This is a genomic window from Mobilicoccus sp. (assembly GCF_032060985.1).
In the GTDB taxonomy this organism is placed as follows: Bacteria; Actinomycetota; Actinomycetes; order Actinomycetales; family Dermatophilaceae; genus Mobilicoccus.
Genome location: NZ_DAMBGD010000008.1, coordinates 66,190 through 88,576, shown reverse-complemented (window position 1 = coordinate 88,576; position 22,387 = coordinate 66,190). Strand labels below are relative to the sequence as shown.

The following is a 22,387-nucleotide window of genomic DNA, read 5'->3' as shown; positions in this document are numbered from 1 at the left end:
CCTCGGCTCTACCCGAGGATCGTGTCGACGAAGCACCAGCGCCAGGCCTCGCCCTCCTCGAAGGAGCGCATGACCGGGTGTCCGGTCTCCTCGAAGTGCCGGGTGGCATGGCGTCCGACGGAGGAGTCGCAGCAACCGACATGACCGCACGTGAGGCAGAGGCGCAGGTGGACGGGGTCGTCACCGTTGGCCTGGCAGGCGAGGCAGGTGGTGCTCTTCGGCCGGGGGTGTCGGTGGCGGGTCCGGCGCAGGTGTTCGCAGCCGTCGCCGCTGCCTTCGGGGGCGACGAGGTCGGCGGCGGCCGACCAGCGTTCGGCCCGCTCCGTGAGACGCAGGAGCATCGTCTCCTCGAGTTCCAGGGTCGCGAGCAGGCGGACGATGATCTCGTTGTCCACCTCGCCCGCGTCCCGGGCGCGGAGGATCTCTCGCCGCTCGGCGGTCATCATCGCGAGCCGGGCGCGACGGTAGGCCTCGCCGGGCGCCTCCTTCTCTCCCGCGCCGCCGCGCAGCTGCTCCCAGGCGGCGTTGACGGTGCGGGTGGAGCGGCCGACGAGGTCCTGCCGCACCTGGTCGCTCACGGCCGTCGTGGGGTCGGCCTGGAGTTCCTCGAGTTCGGCGAGCCCCGCGTCGACGGAACGACGCAGGAGGGCGCTGCCGTGGAGGGCATCGGCCCGCGGGTCGGGGCCTTTCGCACCGAGACGCCGCGCGACCAGCGGCAACGTGAGCCCCTGGAGCAGCAACGTGCCCGCGACGACGACCATCGCGACGAGTTCGACGACCTCCCGGTGTGGTGTCGAGGGCGGCAGCATGAACACCGCCGCCAGGGTGACGACGCCGCGCATCCCCGCGAACGACAGCACCCCGAGCTCGCCGTTCGTCATCGTCGCGCCGGTCCTGTCCGGGGAGTTGAGCAGCCACGCCATCGCGAAGATCCACAGCGGACGCACGAGCACGACGGTGAGGAACACGGCGACGCAGAGCGCGGCGATGGGGCCTGCGCCGAGGCGCGACTCCCGCACGGAGGCGACGATGACGGCCAGTTGCAGCCCCGAGAGCAGGAACACCGAGTTCTCGAGGAAGAACTGCACCGTGCTCCAGTTGAGGCGGGTGGCGTGGCGGGCCGTCGCCGACATCTGCTCGGGGGCGCGGTGGGCGATGAGGAGACCGGCGACGACGACGGCGAGGACCCCCGACCCCTGGATCGCCTCGGCGGGCAGGAACGCCACCCACGGGGTGACGAGGGAGATCGCCGTGCTCGTCAGCTGGTCGTCGGTCTGCGTGTGCAGCCACCCGACGAGACGGGAGACGAGGAACCCCACGACGAGCCCTCCGGCGACCGAGAGGACGAACGCGAAGCCGAGCTGGGCGGCCGTGACGCTCCCCACGATCGCCGCGGTGGTGGTGTGCAGGAGCACGATCGCCGTCGCGTCGTTGACGAGGGACTCGGTCTCGAGCACCGTGACGAGCCGTCGGGGAAGGCCCACGCGCCGACCGACGGCGGTCGCCGCGACCGCATCCGGCGGACCGACGACCGCTCCCATCGCGAGGGTCACGGCGAGCGGGACGGGCAGGAGCCACACCCCCACCGCGCCGACCGCGAGCGTCGTGACGATGACGAGCCCCACGGAGAGCACGAGCACCGCGCGCCATTCCTTGGCGAAGTCGATGAGACTCACCTGGATCGCCGCGGCGTAGAGCAGCGGCGGCAGGAGTCCGGTGAGGATGAGGTCGGGGCTGAGCTGCGGGTGCGGGATGAACGGCACGAAGCTGCCGACGAGCCCCAGTGCGGTGAGCACCAGCGGCGCGGGCAGCCCTCGACTCCGGCACCAGGACGCCACGATGATGACCGTGACGACGAAGGCCAACAGCCACCCGGCGAACTGCTCCATGGGCGTAAAGGTAATGCGCGCGCCACCTGTGCTGCGATCGTGCTCGCCGCCCCCGGGGGCCGGATGGCCGGGCCGGCCGTCGTCATCGCCCGAGGTCCCCCTCCGCCGCCACAGCCCGGCCGCACCCGCCGCACCGAGACCGTCCCGCAGTGCTCACCGAATCGTTGTCCATCCTTCGAGTCGTTCGTACCGGCAGGTGGACCGCCCTCGTACGCTGGTCCCATGCGTGTTGCTGTCTTCGGAGCCACCGGCCAGGTCGGAAACGTCATGCGGACCCTCCTCGAGGAGCGCGAGTTCCCCCTCGACGACATCCGCTTCTTCGCCTCGGCGCGATCGGCGGGTACGACCCTGCCCTTCGCGGGCCGTGACGTCACGGTCGAGGACACCGAGACCGCCGACTTCTCGGGCATCGACATCGCCCTGTTCTCCAACGGCGGCTCGGCGAGCAAGGAGTACGCCCCCAAGGTCGCCGCCGCCGGGGCGACCGTCGTCGACAACTCCAGCGCGTGGCGCAAGGACCCGGAGGTGCCCCTCGTCGTCTCCGAGGTCAACGCGGACGACCTGCGCGACATCCCCAAGGGCATCGTCGCGAACCCCAACTGCACGACGATGGCGGCGATGCCCGTGCTGAAGCCGTTGCACGACGAGGCCGGTCTCGTCCGGCTCCACGTGAGCAGCTACCAGGCCGTCTCCGGCTCGGGCGGCAAGGGCCTCGACGAGCTCGACAGCCAGTTGCGCGCCGGGTACGCCGCGGGCGACCCCAAGGACCTCGCCCTCCACGGCGACGCCCTCACCCTGCCCTCGCCGACCGTCTACGAGGTGCCGGTGGCGTTCAACGTCGTCGCGATCGCCGGGTCGCTCGTCGACGACGGCTCCGGCGAGACCGACGAGGAGCAGAAGCTCCGCAACGAGTCGCGAAAGATCCTCCACGCCCCCGACCTGCGCGTCTCCGGCACGTGCGTCCGTGTCCCCGTCTTCAGCGGGCACAGCCTCACCATCCACGCCGAGTTCGAGCGGGACATCACCCCCGAACGCGCCCTGGAGATCCTCGGCGCCGCGCCGGGCGTCATCGTTGCCGACGTCCCCAACCCGCTCGAGGCCACCGGCCGCGACGAGGTGTTCGTCGGGCGGGTCCGGGCCGACCAGGCCGCCCCCGAAGGCAGGGGCCTCGTGCTCTTCGTCGTCGGCGACAACCTCCGCAAGGGTGCCGCCCTCAACGCCGTGCAGATCGCCGAGGGGCTCCTCGCGGCCCGGTGACGCGATCCCACCTCGAACCGGAGGTCGGCGCTCGAACCGGAGCGCGTCGCCACCGGTGTCAGCACTACTCTCCGGTGTGAGAGAGAGCATCACCTCCGGTGTGAGAGGGGGAGAGGATCGATGAGGATGTCGGCCCCCCGGCTCGTCGCCACCGACCTCGACGGCACCCTGCTCGATCCGCGTGGACGGGTGACGCCGTTCACCCGCGGCGTCCTCGAACGCGTGTGGGCCGCGGGCATCGAGACGCTGTTCGTCACCGCTCGCCCACCCCGCTGGATCGACGCCCTCGCGGACGCCGTCGGCGGACACGGCTACGCGATCTGCGCCAACGGGGCGTTCCTCTACGACGTCAACGCCCGCCGGGTCGTCCGCTCCGACCTCATGGGCGTCGAGGACGTCCGCGCCCTCGTGGCGGACCTCCGCGCCGCCATCCCGCACATCGGGTTCGCCCTCGAGCACGCGCGGGGCATGCATCGGGAGGACGCGTACGGCGCCGTCGATCTCGCCCTCGCCGGGGCCGGCGCCACGCACGGCCCGCTCGACGGCGACGACGTCACGGCGTTCGGGGGGATCGGCAAGCTCCTCGCCCGCCTGCACACCGACGACCCTGGCGCCGATCTGCGCCCCTCGGCCGAGACGCCCGAGGGCCTCGCGTTCCTCGACCGGGTCCGCGATGTCGTCGGGGACCGGGCCGTCGTCAACTACTCCGGCGCATGCGGCCTCGCCGAGATCGGTCCGTCGGGGGTGAGCAAGGCGAGCGCGCTGGCGGCCTGGTGCGAACGTCGCGGCATCGACGCCTCCCAGGTCTGGGCCTTCGGCGACATGCCCAACGACGTCCCCATGCTCACCTGGGCCGGGCGTTCGTTCGCCGTCGCCGGGGCACCGCCCGAGGTGCGCGACGCCGCCACCGACACCTGCGGGTCCAACGACGCCGACGGCGTCGCCCGCGCCCTGCTGCCCCTGCTCGAGGACTCCGGCATGTGACGAGGGGCCCGACGCCTGTCGGGCCCCTCGTCGGCTCAGGTCAGGGACGTAGACCCACCTGGCCGTGGTTGGCGATGTCGCGCCCCGATCCGTCGGTCGCGTCACGGTCGACGTAGAGGCGCACGGACCGGCCCATCGTGCCGAGCACCGGGACCGACCGCGTGACCCGCGCCGAGGGCGACGAACTCGTGAAGCACGCCCCGGCGTCGACGCGGGTGATCGCGCCCCATCCGCGCCCGACGAGCTCCCGCGTGATCACGCGCGGCCGCTCGGTGCGGGGAACGGTGTACTCGACGAGGCGGGCGCCGTCGAGGCCGACGAGGACGTCGGCCGGGACGCCGCGCACGGTCGTCTGTCGTGTCCACGTGATCGACCGGACTCCCGCGAACCCGGCTGTCGCCGCGTGCGGACCGGTGCGCACGATGGCGTTCCCCTTGGCGTCCGGCCGGACCGTGTAACGGTTGAGGCGATCACCGAGCAGGGCGAACAGGTACGGGGCGCGCTCCTCGCCCGGCACCGCGACGTCGCGGACCTGGTGCCACCCGCGCCCGACGCGGACCGGCGGGTCGACCTTCCACGCCGCTGCGGGGGCGTTCGCGAGGCCCCAGGAGAGCCCGGGCGAGGCGGTCGCGCCGCCGGTCGACGCCGCGTGGACGCGGACCGATTCGAGGATCCCGTCGGGGCGGGCGACGAGAGACGTCAGGGTCACCGACCGCCGTCCCACGTCGTACCCCACGGGCTCGACGAACCGTGGCGCGGGCGAGATCTTCCACCCGTCGTAGGCGTAGGCGGCGAACTCCCGGTCGGCGTAGGTGAGCGAGGTGACGACGCCTCCCCGGCCCGTGACGGTGTATTCCGCGAAGCAGTGACGCGGCAGCGCCGCGCTGCCTGCGGTGGCCAGGAGCGGTGACGAGGCCGACGACGTGGCCGCCGGGGGTCGTGCCGAGGCCGACGTCGATGGCGACGTGCTCGCGAGGGAGGCGGGTGGGGTGAGGAGCGCCGGTGCGGCGAGCGCGAGGGCGAGTGCCGCGGCGCCGGCGAGGCGGGTGCGTGCCCGAAGGCCTGAACGAGTCATCGAACTCCCTTGTTCGGCAGCGACGTTCGGCCGTCGCCGGGTGCCCCAGCCTACGTCCGGAGTCCCCCCGTCCGGGGTGACGACGTTCGTGCAGGTGGCCGTGAGGTCACGAACCGGTCTCACCGCGGCGGCGATCCGCACCTGGACGGCGGGCCTGTGGTCCCCGAGGGCTCGGAACCTGGTTGAATCGGCTCCCACGGACGAAAGGACGCGCGGTGAACGTGATCGCGCGACCCGACGCTCCGGTGACACCGCAGAACCGCACCGGTGCCACGAGGGACGGCACGACCGCATGACGACACGACGGCAGGACGCACGACACAGACGACGAACAGCGATGCACGACATCACGAGCGACACGCTCGACACGGCGTTCACCGGCCACCCCCGACGGCCGGGTCCACGAATCCCCTGAGGACACCCCGCAATGACTCTTCCCCCCTCCGACGGTCCGCAGCTCACCCGGCGACGACTCCTCGCCCTCACCGGTGGCCTGGCCGCGGCGGCGAGCCTCGCCGCCTGCGGTGACGACACCGGACGCCCCGACTCCTCGCCCGGAACGGGTGGCCCCACCGGCGGCGGGCCGACGCTGCAGCAGTGGTATCACCAGTACGGAGAGGCGGGCACCCAGCAGGCGGTGCAGCGCTATGCCGAGGCCTACCCCGACGCCTCCGTCGAGGTCACGTGGAAGCCGGGTGACTACGACCAGGCCGTCGCGGCCACGTTGGTCACCGACAAGGCTCCCGACGTGTTCGAGTACGGCAACGGCCCGACGATCGACATGATCCGCAGCGGTCAGGTCGTGGACCTCACCGACGTGTTCGGCAACGCCCTCGGCGACTTCAACCCCGCGCTCGTCAAGCGCGTGTCCTATCAAGGGCGCATCTGGGCGGTGCCGCAGGTCATGGACATGCAGCTGCTCTTCTACCGCCCCTCGATGTTCAACGCGGCGGGCATCGCGCCGCCCACGACGATGGACGAGCTCCTCAAGGCCGCCGAGAAGCTCACGAACGACAAGGTCAAGGGGCTGTTCCTCGGCAACGACGGTGGCGCCTCCCTCATGGGTGGCCCGATGTTGCGCTCGGCCGGGTTCGACTACCTCACCGACTCGGGGTCCTTCGGCTTCGACGACCCGGCGGCCGCCAAGGCCCTCGCGACGCTGCGCACGCTCTTCACGAGCGGGCATCTCCTGCTCGGCGCGCCGAGCGACTGGTTCGCCCCCGACGCGTTCACCCAGGGCCTCGCCGCGATGCAGTTCACGGGCCTGTGGAACCTCCCCGACATCTCCAAGGCACTCGGCAGCGACTTCGGGGTGCTGCCCTGGCCGGCGATGGACGGCGGCTCCGCCAACGTGACGATCGGGGCCTACGGGGCGTGCGTCTCGGCGAAGAGCGCCCACGTCGACGAGGCCAAGAAGTACGTCAAGTGGTTGTGGGTCGACGGCACCGACAAGCAGATCGACTTCGCCACGAGCTACGGGCTGCACGTCCCGGCACGCCAGAGCATCGCCCGGGAGGCCGAGAAGCTCCAGAGCGGTGCCGCCGCCGAGGCCGTCCAGCTCGCCCAGCGTCATGGGCACGCCCAATCGCATCTGTTGTGGACTCCCAAGAGCACGACGGCGTTCACCGACATGATGTCCCGCATCGTCAAGAACGGTGCCGACCCCGTCAAGGAGATCGCGGCGCTCAAGAAGATCGTCGACGCCGAACTCGCCCGCGTCACGGCGTGACGTCCGTGCCGGCCCACGACGGTGGCGGGTCGGGGACCCTCGCCACCCGCGGTCGTCCTCCGCCCGATCCCCGCGGGTCGCGAGCGCCGCGCCGCACCCTGGCGCGGCGCCTGCGCGGTCGCGGGGACGACACGCTGTGGTTCTGGGTGTTCGTGGGCCCGTTCTTCGCCGGGCTCGTGCTCTTCACGTACGTGCCGATCGTGTGGAGCCTCGTCCTCAGCTTCTTCGATGCGTACAACACCGTGACCCCCACGCAGTTCGTCGGCCTGCGCAACTACGTCGACATGCTCTCCGACGCCGCGTTCGTCGCCTCACTGCGAACCTTCCTCGTGTTCGCCGCGGTGATCGTGCCGGTGACCTTCGCCCTCAGCCTCGGGACCGCCGTCCTCGTCGCGCGCTCGCGGTGGGGGCAGACGTTCTTCCGATCCGTGTACTTCCTGCCCACCGCGTGCTCCTACGTCGTCGCCGCGCTCGTGTGGAAGATGTCGATCTTCTCCGGGGTGCACTTCGGGTTCGCCAACACCGTGCTGTCGTGGTTCGGGCTCGGCCCGGTCCCGTGGCTCTCGGTCACCGACCCGCCCTGGTACTGGCTCGTCATCGTCACCGCGCGGCTGTGGTTGCAGATCGGGTTCTTCATGATCCTGTTCCTCGCCGGGCTCCAACGCATCGACCCGAGTCTGTACGAGGCCGCCGCGATCGACGGCGCGCAGGGGTGGCGGGTGTTCCGCTCGATCACGCTGCCGCTCCTGCGGCCCACCTCGGTCGCCGTCACCCTGCTGCTGCTCGTCAACGCGTTCCAGGCGTTCGACGAGTTCTACAACATCCTCGCGAACTTCGGGTCCTACCCGCCGTACGCCCGCCCCCCGCTCGTCTACCTGTACTTCGTCGCGCTCGGCAGTGGGCAGGACTTCGGCCACGGAAGCGCCGGGGCGCTCATCCTCACGCTCCTCATCGCCCTCGTCGCGCTCCTGCTCGGCCGCTTCGCCCGGGAGGACTCATGATCGTCGGTGGTCGCCGCGGCCGCGTGAGCGCCGCGATCCGGTACGTCGTCCTCGTCGTGGGCGCACTGGTCATGCTCGTGCCGTTCTACCTGCTCGTGCGCAACGCCCTCATGACCTCGGCGCAGATCACCGCGCCGCAGTGGCAGTGGCTGCCACCCACCCCGAGCCTGTCGAACCTCACCGGGCTGTTCTCGGACCCGACGGTCCCCTTCGCCCGCGCGCTGCTCAACTCGGCGTTCATCGCCGTGACCCAGACCCTCGGGGTCCTCGTGCTCTCGGGCCTCGCCGGATACGGCCTCGCGCGCATCCCCTACCGGTGGAGCGGGCTCGTCATGGGCCTCGTGACGGCGACCCTGCTCGTGCCCGCGGCCGTGACGTTCGTGCCGAGCTTCGTCCTCGTGTCCACCCTCGGGTGGGTCTCGACGCTGCGCGGTCTCATCGTGCCGGGGTTGTTCCAGGCCCTCGCCACGTTCCTCTTCCGGCAGTTCTTCCTCGGGTTCCCCCGTGAGCTCGAGGAGGCCGCCGCCATCGACGGTCTCACCCCGTGGGGCACCTTCTGGCGCATCGTCGTGCCGAACTCGTGGGGATTCGCGGCCGCGATCGGCACGATCACGTTCATCGGCACGTGGAACGCGTTCCTCTGGCCGCTCGTGGTCGCGCAGGACCAGAACGCGTGGACCGTCCAGATCGCCCTGTCGACGATGCTCACCGCGCAGCGCGTCGACCTCGGCCACCTGTTCATGGCCGGCCTCGTCTCGATCCTGCCGCTCATGGTCGTCTTCGTCCTGCTGCAGCGCTGGATCGTCGAAGGGGTCGAGCGCACCGGCATCGCCGGGGACTGAGCCCCCGGCGATGCCGGGTCCGGAGGACTCAGATGACCCGCAACCGGCGCGTCTCGGGCATGGCGCGCATGGCCTCGATGGCGTCCTGGGAGATGTCGCCGCTGACGTCGGTGACGACGTAGCCGTACTCTCCGCGCGTGGCGAGAAGCTGCCCGTCGATGTTGATGCCGCCCTCGGCGAGGATCGCGTTGACCGTCGCCATGACGCCCGGCGTGTTCGCGTGGATGTGCGCGAGCCGAACCTCGCCCGGGGTGTGCGACAAGGTGAGGGTGGGGGCGTTGACGCTGAGCGTCGTCGTGCCGAGCGCCGTGTAGTCGCGGAGCTTGCCGGCGACGAACCGGCCGATGTCCTCCTGCGCCTCCTCGGTGGAGCCGCCGATGTGGGGGGTGAGGACGACGTTCGGGATGCCTTGCAGCGGCGAGGTGAACGCGTCGCCGCGACTCTTGGGCTCCTCGGGGAACACGTCGACCGCCGCCCCCGCGATGTGCCCCGACAGCAGGTGTTCACGCAACGAGGCGTAGTCGACGACGAATCCGCGCGACAGGTTGAGGAACAACGACCGTGGACGCATCCGGGCGAACTGCTCGGCGCCGAAGAACCCGGCGTTGTTCTGCGCACCGTCGACGTGCAGCGTGATGCACTCCGCGACGTCGAGGAGTTCCTCGAGAGAGCCGCAGCGCGTGGCGTTGCCGAGGGCGAGCTTGTCGTCGCGGTCGTAGAAGTACACGTCCATGCCGAGCATCTCCGCGACGACGGACAGCTGACTGCCGATGTTGCCGTAGCCGACGATGCCGAGCCGGCGGCCGCGGATCTCGTGGCTGCCCTTCGCCTGCTTGTCCCACATGCCCTGGTGGAGGTTGCGGTCCTTCTCGGTGAGGCGTCGCGCGAGCAGGATGATCTCGGCGATGACGAGCTCGACCACCGAGCGGGTGTTGGAGAACGGCGCGTTGAACACCGGCACCGCGAGGGAGGACGCCGCGGCGAGGTCGATCTGATTCGTCCCGATGCAGAACGCCCCGACGGCGAGCAACTGCGGGTTGGCCGCGAGTGCCGCGCGGGTCACCTGGGTCGTCGATCGGATGCCGAGGAGGTCGACTCCGTCGAGTGCCGCGGTGAGCTCGGCCTCGTCGAGGGCGCCCGTGCGCGTCTCGACGTCGAACCCGGCCTCCTCGAGGGTGGCGACGGCGACGGAATGGATGTTCTCGAGAAGCAAGGCCTTCACGATCCGATCGTGCCACCGTCTCGCACCTCGACATCATCGGTGTCCACGTGTCGTACACCCGAATCTCGTGGGGTGGCTCTCCGTGTGGCGGAGGGGCGGGCCGGGCCGGGCCTCGACGTGCCTGCCCACGGCACTCGGGGGCGTGACGGAGGGTCTCGGGGCCGGCTCGGGGTGGGGATCCGGGTCGTCCCCGATGACGTGGTGTGGTCGTTCTCACTACCGTGGTGGTCAACCGATCAGGAGGCTCATCATGTCCTACCCGTACTCGCCCGACGGCTCGCAGTCCGACCCCACCAGCTCGACGTACGGCTCCGAGGCCGGGCGTCCGATGCCCGCGCCCTCCGGATCCGGTGCCGGATCCCCCCAGGACTCCGTGCATTCCCCCGGCTTCTCCTTCGACCCCGGGTACTCCGGGTACGCCGGTGACGACTCTGCCCAGGGCGTCCGCCCCGGATCGACCGGGAGTGCGCCGTACGGGTCGCCGGGCGGAGGAGGCGTGACCGGCTTCGGCCCGACGGGCCCCGTCGACACCTCCGAACGCTCGATGGCGATGCTCGCTCACCTGTCGATGATCATCGGCATGCTGCTCAGCGCGGGGTGGTTGACGTTCGTCGGCCCGCTCGTCCTGTGGTTCGTGTACAAGGACCGCAGCCCGTTCGTCCGCCAGGCCTCTGCGGGCGCGTTCAACTTCTCGCTCGCGGCCTCGGTCGCGGCGATCGTCGCCTGGCTCCTCCTGCTCACGATCATCGGGATCCCGGTCGCGATCATCATCTTCATCGCCGTCGCCGTCGTCACGATCCTCTTCCCGATCCTCGGGGCGATGAAGGCGAACGGTGGGGAGCCCTACCGCTATCCCTTCCAGATCCCCGTCCTCACCTGACCCCACCCTGAACGGTGGACGAGCCGATGACGTCATCACGACGTCATCGGCTCGTCCGTCGCCTCCGTTGCACGTATCCCACACCCTCCCGTAACGTCAGGGTTACGGAACCGGGGCGGCATAGGGTGACGACGGGGGGATGACGGGGATGGCATTCGTGACGAGGAGCACCAGCAGAACGGGTTCGGAGCCGGCTGGGCCGACTTCGCTGAACCTGCGTGAGGCTTTCGACCCGAGGCGCAACAGCCTGACGATGATGCGCCTTGCCCTCGCGGGGCTCGTCGCCGTCGCCCATGCCCTCGCGGTGGCCTTCGGGTGGCAGCCCCAGTTCCACGAGGACCCCGTCCTCGGCAGGACGACCCTGGGCGACCTTGCGGTCGACGGGTTCTTCGTCGTCAGCGGCTTCCTCGTGACGATGAGCTACCTGCGGCTCGGGAACGTCGGCCGTTATCTGTGGCACCGGTTCGTCCGCATCATGCCCGCGTTCTGGGTGTGTCTCGTCGTCACCGCCCTCGTCGTCGCCCCGATCGTGGCCTGGCTGGAGGGCGCGAGCCCCACGTCGGTGTTCCCCGAGTCGCTGGCGTACATCACGCGCAACGGGCTGCTCCTCATCCGGGACTACGGCGTCGCCGGGCTCCCCAGCGGGACGTACGAGCCCGGCGTCATCAACGGGGCGCTGTGGACGCTCTACTACGAGTTCCTCTGCTACCTGGGGGTCGTCGCGCTCGGACTGATCGGGGCGCTGACCCGTCGTCGCCACCTCGTCCTCGTCGCCGTCGGGCTCCTGTGGGCGGTCGGCCTCGCCGGCGTGGTGCTCGCCGTCGAGCTCCCGGCCTTCCAGATGCGCCGCCTCGCGCTCATGTTCCTCTTCGGCGTCGTGGGTTACGTGTATGCCGAGAAGGTCCGCGTCGACGGACGCCTCGCCGTCCTCGCTCTCGCCCTCCTGGCGCTCGCTCTGGCGTGGCTGCCCGACTACCGCGTCCTCGCCGGGCCGGCCTTCGGTTACCTGGTCCTGTGGGCGATGGTGCGGTTGCCGTTCACGTGGAACCCCCGCACCGACCTCTCCTACGGTCTCTACATCTGGCACTGGCCCGTCGTCGTCATCCTCGCCCTCCTCGGCGCGACCGCCCTCGGGCAGGTCGGGTTCGTCATGCTCACCCTCTGCGTCACGGCGCTCGTCGCCCTCGGCTCGTGGCGGTTGGTCGAGGCCCCGGCCCTCGCCCACAAGTCGATGGCCGCACCGTGGCACGCCCGGTCCCGCGGCGTGTCGGCGGACCCCTCGACCTGAGCCTCGCCCGACTCCGCCTGAACCTCGACGACGGACCGGTCGCCCTCAGTTCGGGTTGAGGCGGGTGCTCGGCGTCACCGCCGCATTGCGGACCCCGAGGGTCTCGGCGAGCGCGGCCTCTCGACGGCACAGCCGACGGACCGCGCGGAGGCGCTCCGCGGCGTCCCCCGCCTCCAGCAGCGCCTGTTGCTCGGGCAACGGCAGGCCCAGCCCGTCGAGGATCGACGCGGCGAGGAGATCGGGGTCGTCGGGGAGGAGGTCGGCGCGGCCACCGACCGCGTCGAGGAAGTCGACGAACCCCTGCCGGGCCTCGCGCGCGAGATCCTCGGTGCCGGCGTCGCCCGGTTCGTCGAGCCACGTGACGTCCGCGACGAGATAGGGCGCCCGCTGCTCGTGGACGGACTCGATCCGGAAACGCCGCTCGAGGTTCGCCTCGATGAGCAGATGCCCCTCGTGCCGGACGACTGCGTCGAGGCTCGCCGAGCACCCGACGTCGAACAACTGCGGGGTGGCGACCCCCACCTCGTGACCCCGACGGATCGCGACGACGCCGAACACCGGTTCGTCGCTGCGCTCCAGGTGCCCCACCATCGCGACGTACCGCGGCTCGAACACCCGCAGCGGCAGCCGCACGCCCGGCAGCAACACCGTGCCGAGCGGGAACAGGGGCAACGACTCCATGTCGCGAAACGCTACCCGGCCGATCGCCGCCCACGCCTTCCGACGAGGCGGTGACGCGGTGTGGGGTCCGCGACGGGGCGGCGCGGGCGGCCCGTCGGGGCGGGCGGCGCGGCTGACCCGACGGGTCGACGTGCACGGATGTGCGGCGCGTGACGTAAGCTGGGAGGACGTCCGTTCCGAGTGCCTGACCTTCAGAGCCTCCGCCCGGCGGACATCGACGGCCACACGAGTCGTCGTCACGACGCAGCCATCGACGGCGCGCGTGTGCGGGCCCCCACCGAAGAAGGACGTTCTTGACCACCTCTGCTTTCGCGCGCCTCGGCGTGCCCACCGCCCTCGCCTCCGTTCTCGAGGCCGACGGCATCACCACCCCCACCCCCATCCAGGCCGCGACCCTGCCGGACTCCCTCGCCGGGCGCGACGTACTCGGCCGGGGACGCACGGGCTCGGGCAAGACGTACGCGTTCTGCCTGCCGCTCGTCGCCCGCCTCGCCGCGTCGCCCGCGCCGCGACGGGCCGGTCGCCCGCGCGCGCTCATCCTCGTGCCGACCCGCGAACTGGCCCGTCAGGTCGAGGCCTCGCTCGCCCCCCTCGCCAAGGCCGCCGGCCTCAAGACCCTCCTCGTCTTCGGCGGCGTCGGTCAGAACCCGCAGGTCCAGGGCCTGCAGCGCGGCGTCGATGTGCTCGTCGCCTGCCCCGGACGCCTCGAGGACCTCATCGGTCAGGGGCACTGCCGGCTCGACGCCGTCGAGATCAGCGTCCTCGACGAGGCCGACCACATGGCCGACCTCGGCTTCCTCCCCGGCGTGAAGCGGCTCCTCGCCGCGACGCCGTCCACCGGCCAGCGGCTTCTCTTCTCCGCCACCCTCGACGCGGGCGTCGGCGTCATCGCCGACCGCTTCCTCCACGACCCCGTCACCCACCACGCGGACTCCGCGCAGTCGCCGGTGTCGAAGATGGAGCACCACGTCCTCCACATCGCCGCCGCCGACCGGCTCGACGTCGTCGCCGGGCTCACCGGTGGGGAGTCGCGCACCGTCGTCTTCACGCGCACGAAGTACGGCGCCAAGAAGCTCGCCAAGCAGCTCAACGGCGCCGGGGTGCCCTCGGTCGAGCTTCACGGGAACCTTGGGCAGAACGCCCGCGTGCGCAACCTCGACGCCTTCCACGCCGGCGACGTGACGACCCTCGTCGCCACCGACATCGCCGCCCGCGGCATCCACGTCGACGACGTCGAACTCGTCGTCCACGCCGACCCGCCCGTCGAGCACAAGGCCTACCTCCACCGCTCGGGCCGCACGGCGCGGGCGGGGGCGGCGGGCACGGTCGTCACCCTCATGACCGACGAGCAGGTCAAGGACGTCCGGCAGCTCACCAGGGCCGCCGGTATCGCCCCGACGACCACCCGCGTCAACCCGACCCACCCCCTCCTCGCCGAGCTCGCCCCCACCGGCGGCGCCGCCACGGGTGAGGTCCGCGCCCCGATCACGCCGATCGCCGCGTCCGAGCGCTCCGGTGGCCAGGGTCGCTCCGGTGGACGTGCGGGCGGACAGCACCGCCCGGCCGGCGAAGGTCGGTCTCGCCGCGGTGACTCCCCGCGTGGGGAGTCGGGCGGCGCGTCCGGGCAGGGCCGTCGTCGCTCCGGTGGCGCCGGTGCCACCGGTGAGGGTCGTCGGTCCGCCGAGCAGAGCGAGCAGCGAGGCTCCGACGGGGGCCGTGGTCGTCGTGGCGGGACCGGCCGCAGCGGCGCCGGCCGTGGCGCCGGGCGCCCCGCGGCGTCGTCGAGCACGTCGACGTCGGGGTCGCGCTCCGGCGGTGGCACGACGCGGCAGGGTCAGGGGTCGGCCCAGTCCGCCTCGCGTCGTGCCGGTGGAACCGCGGGCACCGGGGGCGCCAGTGGCGCCGGTGGCGCCGCGGCGTTCTCGGCCCGCTCCTCGGCCGGTCGTCGCCGCTGACCTCCCACCGATCCTCACCGTGCTCCGGCCCGGCTTCCCGTTCTGCCACGGGAGCCGGGCCTTGGCATCTCCTCGGCCGCTTTCTCGAGGTGACCTCGTGACCTCGTGACCTCGTGCGCTCTGCTCGGACGGCGACGACGGAGGCGCCTTGCCTAAGCGCCTCTGCGGTCGAGGTGGGCGCGGCGGAACTGGGCGGGGGTGCGGCCGGTGAGGCGGGCGAAGGTGCGGGTGAAGGCGGCCTGGTCGTAGAACCCGCACCGGCCGGCGATCTCGGCGAGGGGGAGGTCGGACTCCCGCAGCAGGGCCGTCGCGAGGTCGATGCGCGTCGTGAGGACGAGCTGCCCCGGGGAGCGGTGGAACACGCGCCGGACGCGCCGCTCGAGGGTGTCGACGCTGCACCCGGCGACCTCGGCGAGTTCGGGGACCCGGATCGGTCGGTCGATGTGTGCCGCGATGTGGTCGACGATGCGGGTGAGCGACGTCATCGCGGGATCGTCGACGGCGTCGGCGCCGACGTCCTGGCTGAGGGAGGCGAGGCCGACGACACGTCCGTCGTGCCGCAGCGGGACCTTGTTCGTGAGGAACCACCGCGGTCGACCGCCGCGGGCGCTGATGAGCTCGAGCTCATGATGGAGCGGGCGGCCCGACTCGACGACCGCGCGATCCTGCGTCTCGTACCGCTCCGCGAGCTCCGGGACGAACAGCTGTGCCGCCGTCCGGCCCAACACCTCGCGCCGCGACCGCTTGCCCGCCCGGTGGACGAAGGTCGCGTTGACCGCGACGTAGCGTCCCTCGTCGTTCTTCACGCAGAACATCGTCGACGTGAGGTCGTCGACCAGGTCGAGCATCGCGCCCGCCAACGCCGCCCGAAGCTCGGGGGTGAGGAGGTGCGGTTCGCCGGTCATGTCCATCATCGTCGGCCATCGAGTCCTTGGAGAACGGCGCGGGGGACCGCGGAGGCGCGACGGATCCGCGGGGATTCGACAAGACGACCCCGCTCGCGGTCTCGATACTGGCCGGATGACCGAGCCGACGACGTCCCACGCTCACAGCGCCCACCCCGCCGCCGACACGACGTCGGCCGCCCCCACCGACAGCGCGACACCGCTGGAGACCGCGACACCCGCGGACACGGCGGCCCGCGACGCCCTCGCCCCCCTCGTCGAGGACGCCGTCGCGCTCGCCTACCGCTGGGTCGAGGCCACCGAACGCGAACAGACGAAGACCGAGCGCGCGACCACCGGACAGCTCGCCTCCCTCGTGCGTGACGAGGCGGGTCTCGACTTCGCGGTGCGGTTCGTCGACCGCGTCGCCCGCCCCGAGGACAACGCCGCCGCGGCCCGGGAGCTCTCGCACCTCACGACGAAGAACGCCTCGGGGTTCCTCGACACCGGCGACCGCGCCCTCCTCGGCCTCGGGGCCAAGGTCGCGACGCTCGCGCCGAGCCTCGTCGTGCCCCTCGCGCGTGGGCGGCTCAAGCAGATGGTCGGGCACCTCGTCGGCGACTCCCACGACCCCGCGCTCAAGAAGCACCTCACGCAGGCCCGTGCCCAGGGCTTCCGGCTCAACGTCAACCTCCTCGGCGAGGCCGTGCTCGGCGAGGCCGAGGCCGCCTCCCGCACCGAGCGGGTCACCGAGCTCCTGCGCCGCGACGACGTCGACTACGTGTCGATCAAGGTGAGTTCCCTCGTCTCCCAGATCAGTACGTGGGACCACGAGGGCACGGTCGCGCACTGCCTCGACCGGCTGCGGCCGCTGTACCGGGTCGCCAACGAGAAGCCCGAGAAGGCGTTCGTCAACCTCGACATGGAGGAGTACCGCGACCTCCACCTCACGATCGACCTCTTCCGCCGCATGCTCGAGGAGCCCGAGTTCCACCAGCTCGAGGCCGGCATCGTGCTCCAGGCGTACCTGCCCGACGCCCTGCCCGCGCTCGAGGGACTCATCGCCTTCGCGCAGGAGCGGGTCGCCGCCGGCAAGGCGGGTATCAAGATCCGCCTCGTCAAGGGTGCGAACCTCGCGATGGAGGCCGTCGAGGCCGCCGTCCACGGCTGGGAGCAGGCCCCCTACGACACGAAGACCGAGGTCGACGCCAACTACCTGCGCTGCGTCGAGCGCGCCCTGCGCGAGGACGCCGCCGCCCCGGTCGACGGCCGCCCCGCCCCGATCCGCGTCGGTGTCGCGAGCCACAACCTCTTCGACATCGCCACCGCCCACCTCCTCGCGCAGAAGCGAGGCGTGTCCGACTCCCTCGACATCGAGATGCTCCAGGGCATGGCGCCCGCGCAGTCGCGCGCCGTCAAGGAGGCCGTCGGCACCGTGCTCCTCTACACCCCCGTCGTCGCGCCCGAGGACTTCGACGTCGCGGTCAGCTACCTCATCCGCCGCCTCGAGGAGAACGCCACCCCCGGCAACTTCCTCCACGCGATCTTCGACGACGGCGCGAGCACCGCCGCCTCCGACAGCCCGATGGCCGAGCAGGAGGAGCGCTACCGCGAGTCGGTCGAGGCGATCCCGGGCACGTCGGTCGGGCCACGCCGTCGCGCCGAGCGCGCGGAGTTCGGCGAGGTGTTCGACAACACACCGGATTCCGACCCCGCCCTCCCCGAGGTACGGGAGTGGGCGGTGGCGGCGCTCCGGGCCACCCCCGCGCCCCTCACCTCTCCGGTGCTCCGGACGACCGAGGCCGTCGACGAGGTCGTCGCCGCCGCCCTGCGCGCCCAGCGGGAGTGGGTCGCGCGACCGGCCTCCGAACGCGCCGCGCTGCTGCGGGCCGCCGCCCGTGAGATGGAGAAGCGCCGCGGGGAGTTCCTCACGGTCATGGCCGCCGAGGGCGGCAAGACGATCGAACAGGCCGACCCCGAGGTGAGCGAGGCGATCGACTTCGCCCGCTACTACGCCGATCGGGTCGCCGACCTGGGCTCCGGTCTCGCCGCCGACGGTGCGCGGTTCCGGCCCTCCCCGGTGACGCTCGTGACGCCGCCGTGGAACTTCCCCGTCGCCATCCCGCTCGGCGGTGTGCTCGCCGCGCTCGCCGCCGGCTCGGCCGTCGTCATCAAGCCCGCGCACCCCACCCCCGGGTGCGTCGAGGTCGGCATGGCCGCGATCCACGCCGCCGGCATCCCCGCCGACGTCGCGCAGGTCGTCCGCACCGACGAACGGGCGGTCGGCCGGCACCTCGTCGCGCACGCCGACGTCGAGACCGTCGTCCTCACCGGGGCGAGCGAGACCGCCCACCTCTTCTCCGGGTGGCGCGTCGGGCACGAGCACGGCGCGCGGGTCTACGGCGAGACCTCCGGCAAGAACGCGCTGGTCGTCACCCCGGCGGCGGACCTCGACCTCGCGGTCGCGGACCTCGTCAAGTCCGCGTTCGGGCACGCCGGTCAGAAGTGCTCGGCGGCCTCCCTCGGCATCCTCGTCGGCTCGGTCGCGACCTCCGACCGGTTCCGGCGGCAACTCATCGACGCCGTCCGCTCGCTGCGTGTCGGCTGGCCGCAGGAGCTCTCGACGACGATGGGCCCGATCATCGAACCCCCGGAGGGCAAGCTGCTGCGAGCTCTCACGACCCTCGAACCGGGGGAGCGGTGGATCGTCGAGCCGCGCCGGCTCGACGACACCGGTCGGCTGTGGAGCCCCGGCCTCAAGGAAGGCGTGCGGCCCGGCTCGTTCTTCCACCTCACCGAGGTGTTCGGTCCCGTGCTCGGCCTCATGCACGCCGACTCCCTCACCGAGGCGATCGAGCTCCAGAACGCGACCGCCTTCGGCCTCACCGCCGGGCTGCACTCCCTCGACGCCGACGAGATCGACGAGTGGCTCGAGACCGTCGAGGCCGGCAACCTCTACGTCAACCGCCACATCACCGGCGCCATCGTGCGGCGGCAGAGTTTCGGTGGCTGGAAGGAGAGCTCGGTGGGCCCCGGCGCCAAGGCCGGCGGACCCAACTACGTCGCGCAGCTCGGCCACTGGGCGCCCGAGGGGCTGCCGCGGCAGTTCGGCGACCTCGAGCCGGCCGTGCGCCGTGCGCTGCGGGCGTTCCTGCCGATGCTCCCCGATCGCGAGGAGCGCACCTGGCTCCGCGCCGCCGCAGCGAGCGACGCGCGCGCCTGGCAGGACGAGTTCGGCGTCGACCGCGACGACTCGGCGCTCGTCGTCGAGACCAACGTGTTCCGCTACCGCACCCACCCACAGGTGTGGGTGCGCACCGAGGCCGGTGCCTCGCTCGCCGCACTGCTGCGACTCGTGCTCGGAGCGATCGTCACCGGTTCGCCGCTGCGCCTCAGTCTCGACCCCGGGATGAGTGCGCGGCTCAAGGACCTCCAGGGCCGCGACGCCGACGTCGACGAAGCGCTGCTCGTCATCGCCCGGTACGTCGACGCCGCCGAGAGCGGCGAGGACTTCATCCTCCGCGTCGAACGCGGCGACGTCGGCGGACGCCTCAAGGTCCTCGGCGAGAACCCGACCCTGACGACCGCCCTGCGCGAGGAGGAGGCGCGCGGTCTCGTCACCCTCTTCACCGACCCCGTGCTCGCCACCGGCCGCCGCGAACTGCTGTTCTTCCTGCGCGAGCAGGCCGTCAGCCGCACGCGCCACCGCTACGGCCACCTCGACAAGGGCGCCGGAGCCTGGTGATCCGACGCGACGCGCCCCCTCCGGTCTCCTCGACCGGGCGGGGGCGCGTCGTCGTCTCGGGCGTGGCGTCGTGTCGGGCGTGGCGCCGCGCCGCGGGCGTCGCAGGGCCGGGTGGCGGCGGGCGGGTCGGCACGCGGCGGGGCGGGGGTTGGCCCCGGCGGGGCAGTGTTGGCACCCGGTTGGGGGCGGCGGCACGCGTGAGTCACGCGCGGCGGCGCGGGCCGCGGGGGACGTAACTCAGGCGGCGGGGGTGCGGGGCGCGCCAGGGGTGTCCGGGATGTCCGGGGTGTCGACGGTCGTGACGACCGACGTCACGCTCGGGCGGGCGGGGGTGGAGCCGAAGCCGAACCGCACCGGCGGGGTGACGGGGCGCAGGTCGCCGAGGTCCGTGCCGGTCCACGACGCGACGAGCGAGGTGAGGTCGTGCACGTCGTGGGCGCCGTAGTACTCCCGACGTCCGTGGCCCGCCGTGCCCGCGGTGCGCAGGCCGACCACGCGGGCGGGAAGGTCGGTGAACCGGCAGAATGCGGGGGCCGTCGCGATTGGACGCGGGATCGCCCGGAGCAGCCACCCCAGCCCGGTGCGGCTCCCGGTCGTGAACGCCAACCGGAGGGGACCGGCCTCGACCGTCCACGTCTGCGCCGGCCCGATCGTCGGGGCGCCGGCGATGTCGCAGGTCACCGGCGTGAGGACGACGTCGTCGAAGGAGTACGTCGCCGTGACGAACTCGGCGACCTCCATGCCCGGGGCGAGCAGGAGGCGTTGCCCATCCGGCCGCTCGACCATGACGTCGGTGAACGAGCCCAGCGGTGAGGTGGGCCAGTGACCGACGACGAGCCGCGTGCCCTCGGCCGTCCCCATGCCGGCGATGAAGCCCTCGAAGGTGTGACGGGTCATCGGGTCTCCTCGGGTGAGGTCGGGAGGTGGTCGGCGTCGTCGCCGTTCGCGGTGTCGCGGCCGCCGACGTCGTCGGGGACGTCGCGGGAGAACACCCCGAGGAGGAACTCGACGTCGGCGTGGGTGACGACGCGTCCCCACCCCCGCTCGGCGAGCGCGGCGCTCGCCTCGTTGAAGGCCTCGAGTCCGGAGACATGGGCGTCGTCGGGGTGGGGTCCCCAGTTGACGAGCACGAGATCCGCGGCAGGGGCGGCGATCTCGTCGACGAGCGCGTACGTGGCGGCCCGGTCGTCGGCGTCGAGGTAGTAGAGGACCTCGCTGACGACGAGGAGGTCGGGGGCCTGCGCGAGGCCGTCCGGGCGTTGCGGCAGGGGGGAGTGGGCGACCTCGACGTGCGGGGTGTCGGCGAGGCGCGTCGTCGCGAGGGCGACGGCCGCCCGCGAGGCGTCGGTCGCGAGGATCCCGTCCACCCGCTCGGCCAGCGCGGCGACGAGTTCCCCCGTGCCGCAGCCGGCGTCCCAGGCCGATCGGTATCGCGGGCGCCGCAACGACGCGAGGACGATCGCGATCTTGCGCCGTTCGTACCAGCTCGACGCGACCTTCCACGGGTCCGGATCGTCGGCGTACAAGCGGTCGAAGTCGGGGGTCCTCACCCGCTCATCGTGCCAAAGCCGCACCGTCTCGCCACCCGAGCCCGACCCGAGACGGCAGATGGGAGGGAAGCTCTCCTACTCCTGGGGCAGTAGTGCCGCTGCCATCCCATCTGCCGTCTCGGGTTGTCAGCGGAGGAGGGGTGGGAGGTCGGTCCGGGGGACGTCGGCGACCGAGGCGTGCCGCCAGCGGGGATCGTTGCTCTTGTCGACGAGCAGCGCCCGGACGCCCTCGCGGAAGTCGGGCTCCTCGGCGAAGACGCGGGCGAGGGCACGGTCCTGGTCGAGGACGGCCTCGAGCGTCCCGAGACGCGCGGCGCGGCGCAGCGCGGCGAGGGTGAGGCACACCGAGAACGGTGAGCGGGCCCTGATCGCCGCGGCCGCCTCGTGCGCGCGGTCGGCGCCCTCGCCGTCCCACTCCTCGAGCCGGGTGAGGATGGCCGCGGCGTCGTCCCCGGCGTAGCAGGCGTCGATCCACGCGCGGTCCTTCTCCAGGGGTGCGGGGTGGGAGGTCGACCCGAGGTCGGCCGGCGCGGGGACCTCACCCGAGGCCAGTCCCTCGACGATCCCGGGGAGGTGCTCGCTCGAGACGAGGACGTCGGCCATCCCGAGCATCACCGCATCGGCGCCGGTGGCGACGGTGCTCGTCAGTGCGAGGTGCGTCCCGAGCTCGCCCGGCGCGGCCGCCAGCAGGTGCAGCCCGCCCACGTCGGGGAAGAAGCCGATCTTCGTCTCGGGCATCGCGATCTTCGTGCGCTCGGTGACGAGACGCAGTGAGGCGTGTCCGCCGATGCCGATGCCGCCGCCCATGCACACCCCGTCCATGAACGCGACGGTCGGGACGGGGAAGGTCCCGATGAGCGCGTCGACGTCGTACTCGGTGTCGAAGAACGCGAGCGCCGCGTCGGGATCGCCGTCGAGCAGCGAGCGACGCACCGAGACGACGTCCCCCCCGGCGCACAGCCCCTTCTCGCCCGCGCCGGTGATCGCGACGACCCGCACGGCGTCGTCGGCGGCCCACTCCCGGAGCTGCGCGCGCATCGCGTCGACCATCGCCCACGTGAGGGAGTTGATCGCCTTGGGCCTGTCGAGGGTCACGAGGCCGGATGCACCCCGGCGCTCGAACCTCACCTCGGTCGTCTCGCTCACCGTCGTCCTCCTTCGTCCTCGTGCGTCGCCCTGTGATCCTCGTGCGTCGCCGTCGTCGGTCTCACCCTCGTCGTCATCCGGCCGACCTCGTCGCGCCCACGAACCCGCGGTGACTCGCGACGTCCCGCGTGCCGCTCCTCCGCGACACCGGGAGGACGGTCGGTCACCGCGATGTCCCCGGCCAGACCGGAGGCCACGTGAACGGTGGCGCCGGAGCGGCCGATCGTGGGCGGATCGGCGCCGCGGCGGGCCACCGGCC

General features: G+C 72.2%; 17 protein-coding genes. 9 read left to right on the top strand and 8 right to left on the bottom strand.

What is annotated here, in order from left to right; all coding sequences use genetic code 11:
- Nucleotides 1-8 precede the first annotated feature (8 nt).
- Complete coding sequence (locus tag RT054_RS08265; RefSeq protein ID WP_312718301.1) at nt 9-1,889, bottom strand: cation:proton antiporter; 1,881 nt, start codon at nt 1,887-1,889, stop codon at nt 9-11.
- A 222-nt stretch (nt 1,890-2,111) separates the two neighbouring features.
- Here RT054_RS08265 and RT054_RS08260 point away from each other — a divergent pair, with 222 nt between their 5' ends.
- Both RT054_RS08260 and RT054_RS08255 read left to right on the top strand, forming a co-directional pair.
- On the top strand, nt 2,112-3,146 hold the full coding sequence (locus RT054_RS08260) for an aspartate-semialdehyde dehydrogenase (RefSeq protein WP_313023025.1): 1,035 nt from the start codon (nt 2,112-2,114) through the stop codon (nt 3,144-3,146).
- A gap of 126 nt (nt 3,147-3,272) precedes the next feature.
- On the top strand, nt 3,273-4,130 hold the full coding sequence (locus tag RT054_RS08255; protein WP_312718305.1) for an HAD family hydrolase: 858 nt from the start codon (nt 3,273-3,275) through the stop codon (nt 4,128-4,130).
- A gap of 40 nt (nt 4,131-4,170) precedes the next feature.
- Here RT054_RS08255 and RT054_RS08250 read toward each other — a convergent pair whose 3' ends face one another.
- Nucleotides 4,171-5,205, bottom strand: a complete 1,035-nt coding sequence (locus RT054_RS08250; RefSeq protein ID WP_313023024.1) for a hypothetical protein — start codon at nt 5,203-5,205, stop codon at nt 4,171-4,173.
- 427 nt (nt 5,206-5,632) lie between these two features.
- Between RT054_RS08250 and RT054_RS08245 the strand changes: the two genes are divergently transcribed.
- From RT054_RS08245 to RT054_RS08235, 3 genes are read left to right on the top strand one after another with little or no spacing between them, the layout of a single operon-like run.
- On the top strand, nt 5,633-6,934 hold the full coding sequence (locus RT054_RS08245; RefSeq protein ID WP_313023022.1) for a sugar ABC transporter substrate-binding protein: 1,302 nt from the start codon (nt 5,633-5,635) through the stop codon (nt 6,932-6,934).
- On the top strand, nt 6,931-7,935 hold the full coding sequence (locus tag RT054_RS08240) for a sugar ABC transporter permease (protein ID WP_313023020.1): 1,005 nt from the start codon (nt 6,931-6,933) through the stop codon (nt 7,933-7,935). Before RT054_RS08245 ends, RT054_RS08240 begins: the two co-directional genes overlap by 4 nt.
- Nucleotides 7,932-8,777 carry a carbohydrate ABC transporter permease gene (locus RT054_RS08235; RefSeq protein ID WP_312718311.1) on the top strand — a complete coding sequence of 282 codons (846 nt, stop codon included), beginning with the start codon at nt 7,932-7,934 and terminating at the stop codon, nt 8,775-8,777. The genes RT054_RS08240 and RT054_RS08235 overlap by 4 nt, the downstream gene beginning before the upstream one ends.
- A 28-nt stretch (nt 8,778-8,805) precedes the next feature.
- Here RT054_RS08235 and serA read toward each other — a convergent pair whose 3' ends face one another.
- Nucleotides 8,806-9,999 carry a phosphoglycerate dehydrogenase gene (gene serA, locus RT054_RS08230; protein WP_312718313.1) on the bottom strand — a complete coding sequence of 398 codons (1,194 nt, stop codon included), beginning with the start codon at nt 9,997-9,999 and terminating at the stop codon, nt 8,806-8,808.
- A gap of 250 nt (nt 10,000-10,249) precedes the next feature.
- Between serA and RT054_RS08225 the strand changes: the two genes are divergently transcribed.
- Together RT054_RS08225 and RT054_RS08220 are read left to right on the top strand one after the other, a co-directional pair.
- Nucleotides 10,250-10,879, top strand: coding sequence for a DUF4870 domain-containing protein (locus tag RT054_RS08225; RefSeq protein WP_312718314.1), 630 nt, complete (start codon nt 10,250-10,252; stop codon nt 10,877-10,879).
- 253 nt (nt 10,880-11,132) lie between these two features.
- Nucleotides 11,133-12,167, top strand: a complete 1,035-nt coding sequence (locus tag RT054_RS08220) for an acyltransferase (RefSeq protein ID WP_312718315.1) — start codon at nt 11,133-11,135, stop codon at nt 12,165-12,167.
- Between the two features lie 45 nt (nt 12,168-12,212).
- Here the strand turns inward: RT054_RS08220 and RT054_RS08215 are convergent, their stop codons facing one another.
- Nucleotides 12,213-12,848, bottom strand: coding sequence for an LON peptidase substrate-binding domain-containing protein (locus RT054_RS08215; protein ID WP_312718316.1), 636 nt, complete (start codon nt 12,846-12,848; stop codon nt 12,213-12,215).
- Nucleotides 12,849-13,141: 293 nt separating this feature from the next.
- Here RT054_RS08215 and RT054_RS08210 point away from each other — a divergent pair, with 293 nt between their 5' ends.
- Nucleotides 13,142-14,803: a DEAD/DEAH box helicase gene (locus RT054_RS08210; protein WP_313023016.1), complete on the top strand. Its 1,662-nt coding sequence runs from the start codon at nt 13,142-13,144 to the stop codon at nt 14,801-14,803.
- A gap of 152 nt (nt 14,804-14,955) precedes the next feature.
- Here the strand turns inward: RT054_RS08210 and RT054_RS08205 are convergent, their stop codons facing one another.
- Complete coding sequence (locus RT054_RS08205; protein WP_312718318.1) at nt 14,956-15,708, bottom strand: AraC family transcriptional regulator; 753 nt, start codon at nt 15,706-15,708, stop codon at nt 14,956-14,958.
- A gap of 115 nt (nt 15,709-15,823) precedes the next feature.
- On the opposite strand from RT054_RS08205, the gene RT054_RS08200 reads away from it, so the two are divergent.
- On the top strand, nt 15,824-19,432 hold the full coding sequence (locus tag RT054_RS08200) for a bifunctional proline dehydrogenase/L-glutamate gamma-semialdehyde dehydrogenase (RefSeq protein ID WP_313023015.1): 3,609 nt from the start codon (nt 15,824-15,826) through the stop codon (nt 19,430-19,432).
- Nucleotides 19,433-19,669: 237 nt separating this feature from the next.
- Here RT054_RS08200 and RT054_RS08195 read toward each other — a convergent pair whose 3' ends face one another.
- The 3 genes from RT054_RS08195 to RT054_RS08185 form a co-directional block, all read right to left on the bottom strand.
- The gene (locus tag RT054_RS08195; RefSeq protein ID WP_312718321.1) at nt 19,670-20,329 is read right to left on the bottom strand and encodes a hypothetical protein; all 660 of its coding nucleotides are present in this window, start codon (nt 20,327-20,329) and stop codon (nt 19,670-19,672) included.
- Nucleotides 20,326-20,982, bottom strand: a complete 657-nt coding sequence (locus tag RT054_RS08190) for an SAM-dependent methyltransferase (RefSeq protein WP_312718322.1) — start codon at nt 20,980-20,982, stop codon at nt 20,326-20,328. Before RT054_RS08190 ends, RT054_RS08195 begins: the two co-directional genes overlap by 4 nt.
- A gap of 126 nt (nt 20,983-21,108) precedes the next feature.
- Entirely contained in the window at nt 21,109-22,128 is a 1,020-nt protein-coding gene (locus RT054_RS08185) for an enoyl-CoA hydratase/isomerase family protein (protein WP_313023014.1), read from the bottom strand.
- Nucleotides 22,129-22,387: the final 259 nt, after the last annotated feature.

Excerpts from the sequence above, each read along its gene's own strand:
- RT054_RS08265 (WP_312718301.1), bottom strand. The coding sequence starts at position 1,889 with ATGGAGCAGTTCGCCGGGTGGCTGTTGGCCTTCGTCGTCACGGTCATC.
- RT054_RS08260 (WP_313023025.1), top strand. The coding sequence starts at position 2,112 with ATGCGTGTTGCTGTCTTCGGAGCCACCGGCCAGGTCGGAAACGTCATG.
- RT054_RS08255 (WP_312718305.1), top strand. The coding sequence starts at position 3,273 with ATGTCGGCCCCCCGGCTCGTCGCCACCGACCTCGACGGCACCCTGCTC.
- RT054_RS08250 (WP_313023024.1), bottom strand. The coding sequence starts at position 5,205 with ATGACTCGTTCAGGCCTTCGGGCACGCACCCGCCTCGCCGGCGCCGCG.
- RT054_RS08245 (WP_313023022.1), top strand. The coding sequence starts at position 5,633 with ATGACTCTTCCCCCCTCCGACGGTCCGCAGCTCACCCGGCGACGACTC.
- RT054_RS08235 (WP_312718311.1), top strand. The coding sequence starts at position 7,932 with ATGATCGTCGGTGGTCGCCGCGGCCGCGTGAGCGCCGCGATCCGGTAC.
- RT054_RS08225 (WP_312718314.1), top strand. The coding sequence starts at position 10,250 with ATGTCCTACCCGTACTCGCCCGACGGCTCGCAGTCCGACCCCACCAGC.
- RT054_RS08220 (WP_312718315.1), top strand. The coding sequence starts at position 11,133 with ATGATGCGCCTTGCCCTCGCGGGGCTCGTCGCCGTCGCCCATGCCCTC.
- RT054_RS08215 (WP_312718316.1), bottom strand. The coding sequence starts at position 12,848 with ATGGAGTCGTTGCCCCTGTTCCCGCTCGGCACGGTGTTGCTGCCGGGC.
- RT054_RS08205 (WP_312718318.1), bottom strand. The coding sequence starts at position 15,708 with ATGACCGGCGAACCGCACCTCCTCACCCCCGAGCTTCGGGCGGCGTTG.
- RT054_RS08200 (WP_313023015.1), top strand. The coding sequence starts at position 15,824 with ATGACCGAGCCGACGACGTCCCACGCTCACAGCGCCCACCCCGCCGCC.
- RT054_RS08195 (WP_312718321.1), bottom strand. The coding sequence starts at position 20,329 with ATGACCCGTCACACCTTCGAGGGCTTCATCGCCGGCATGGGGACGGCC.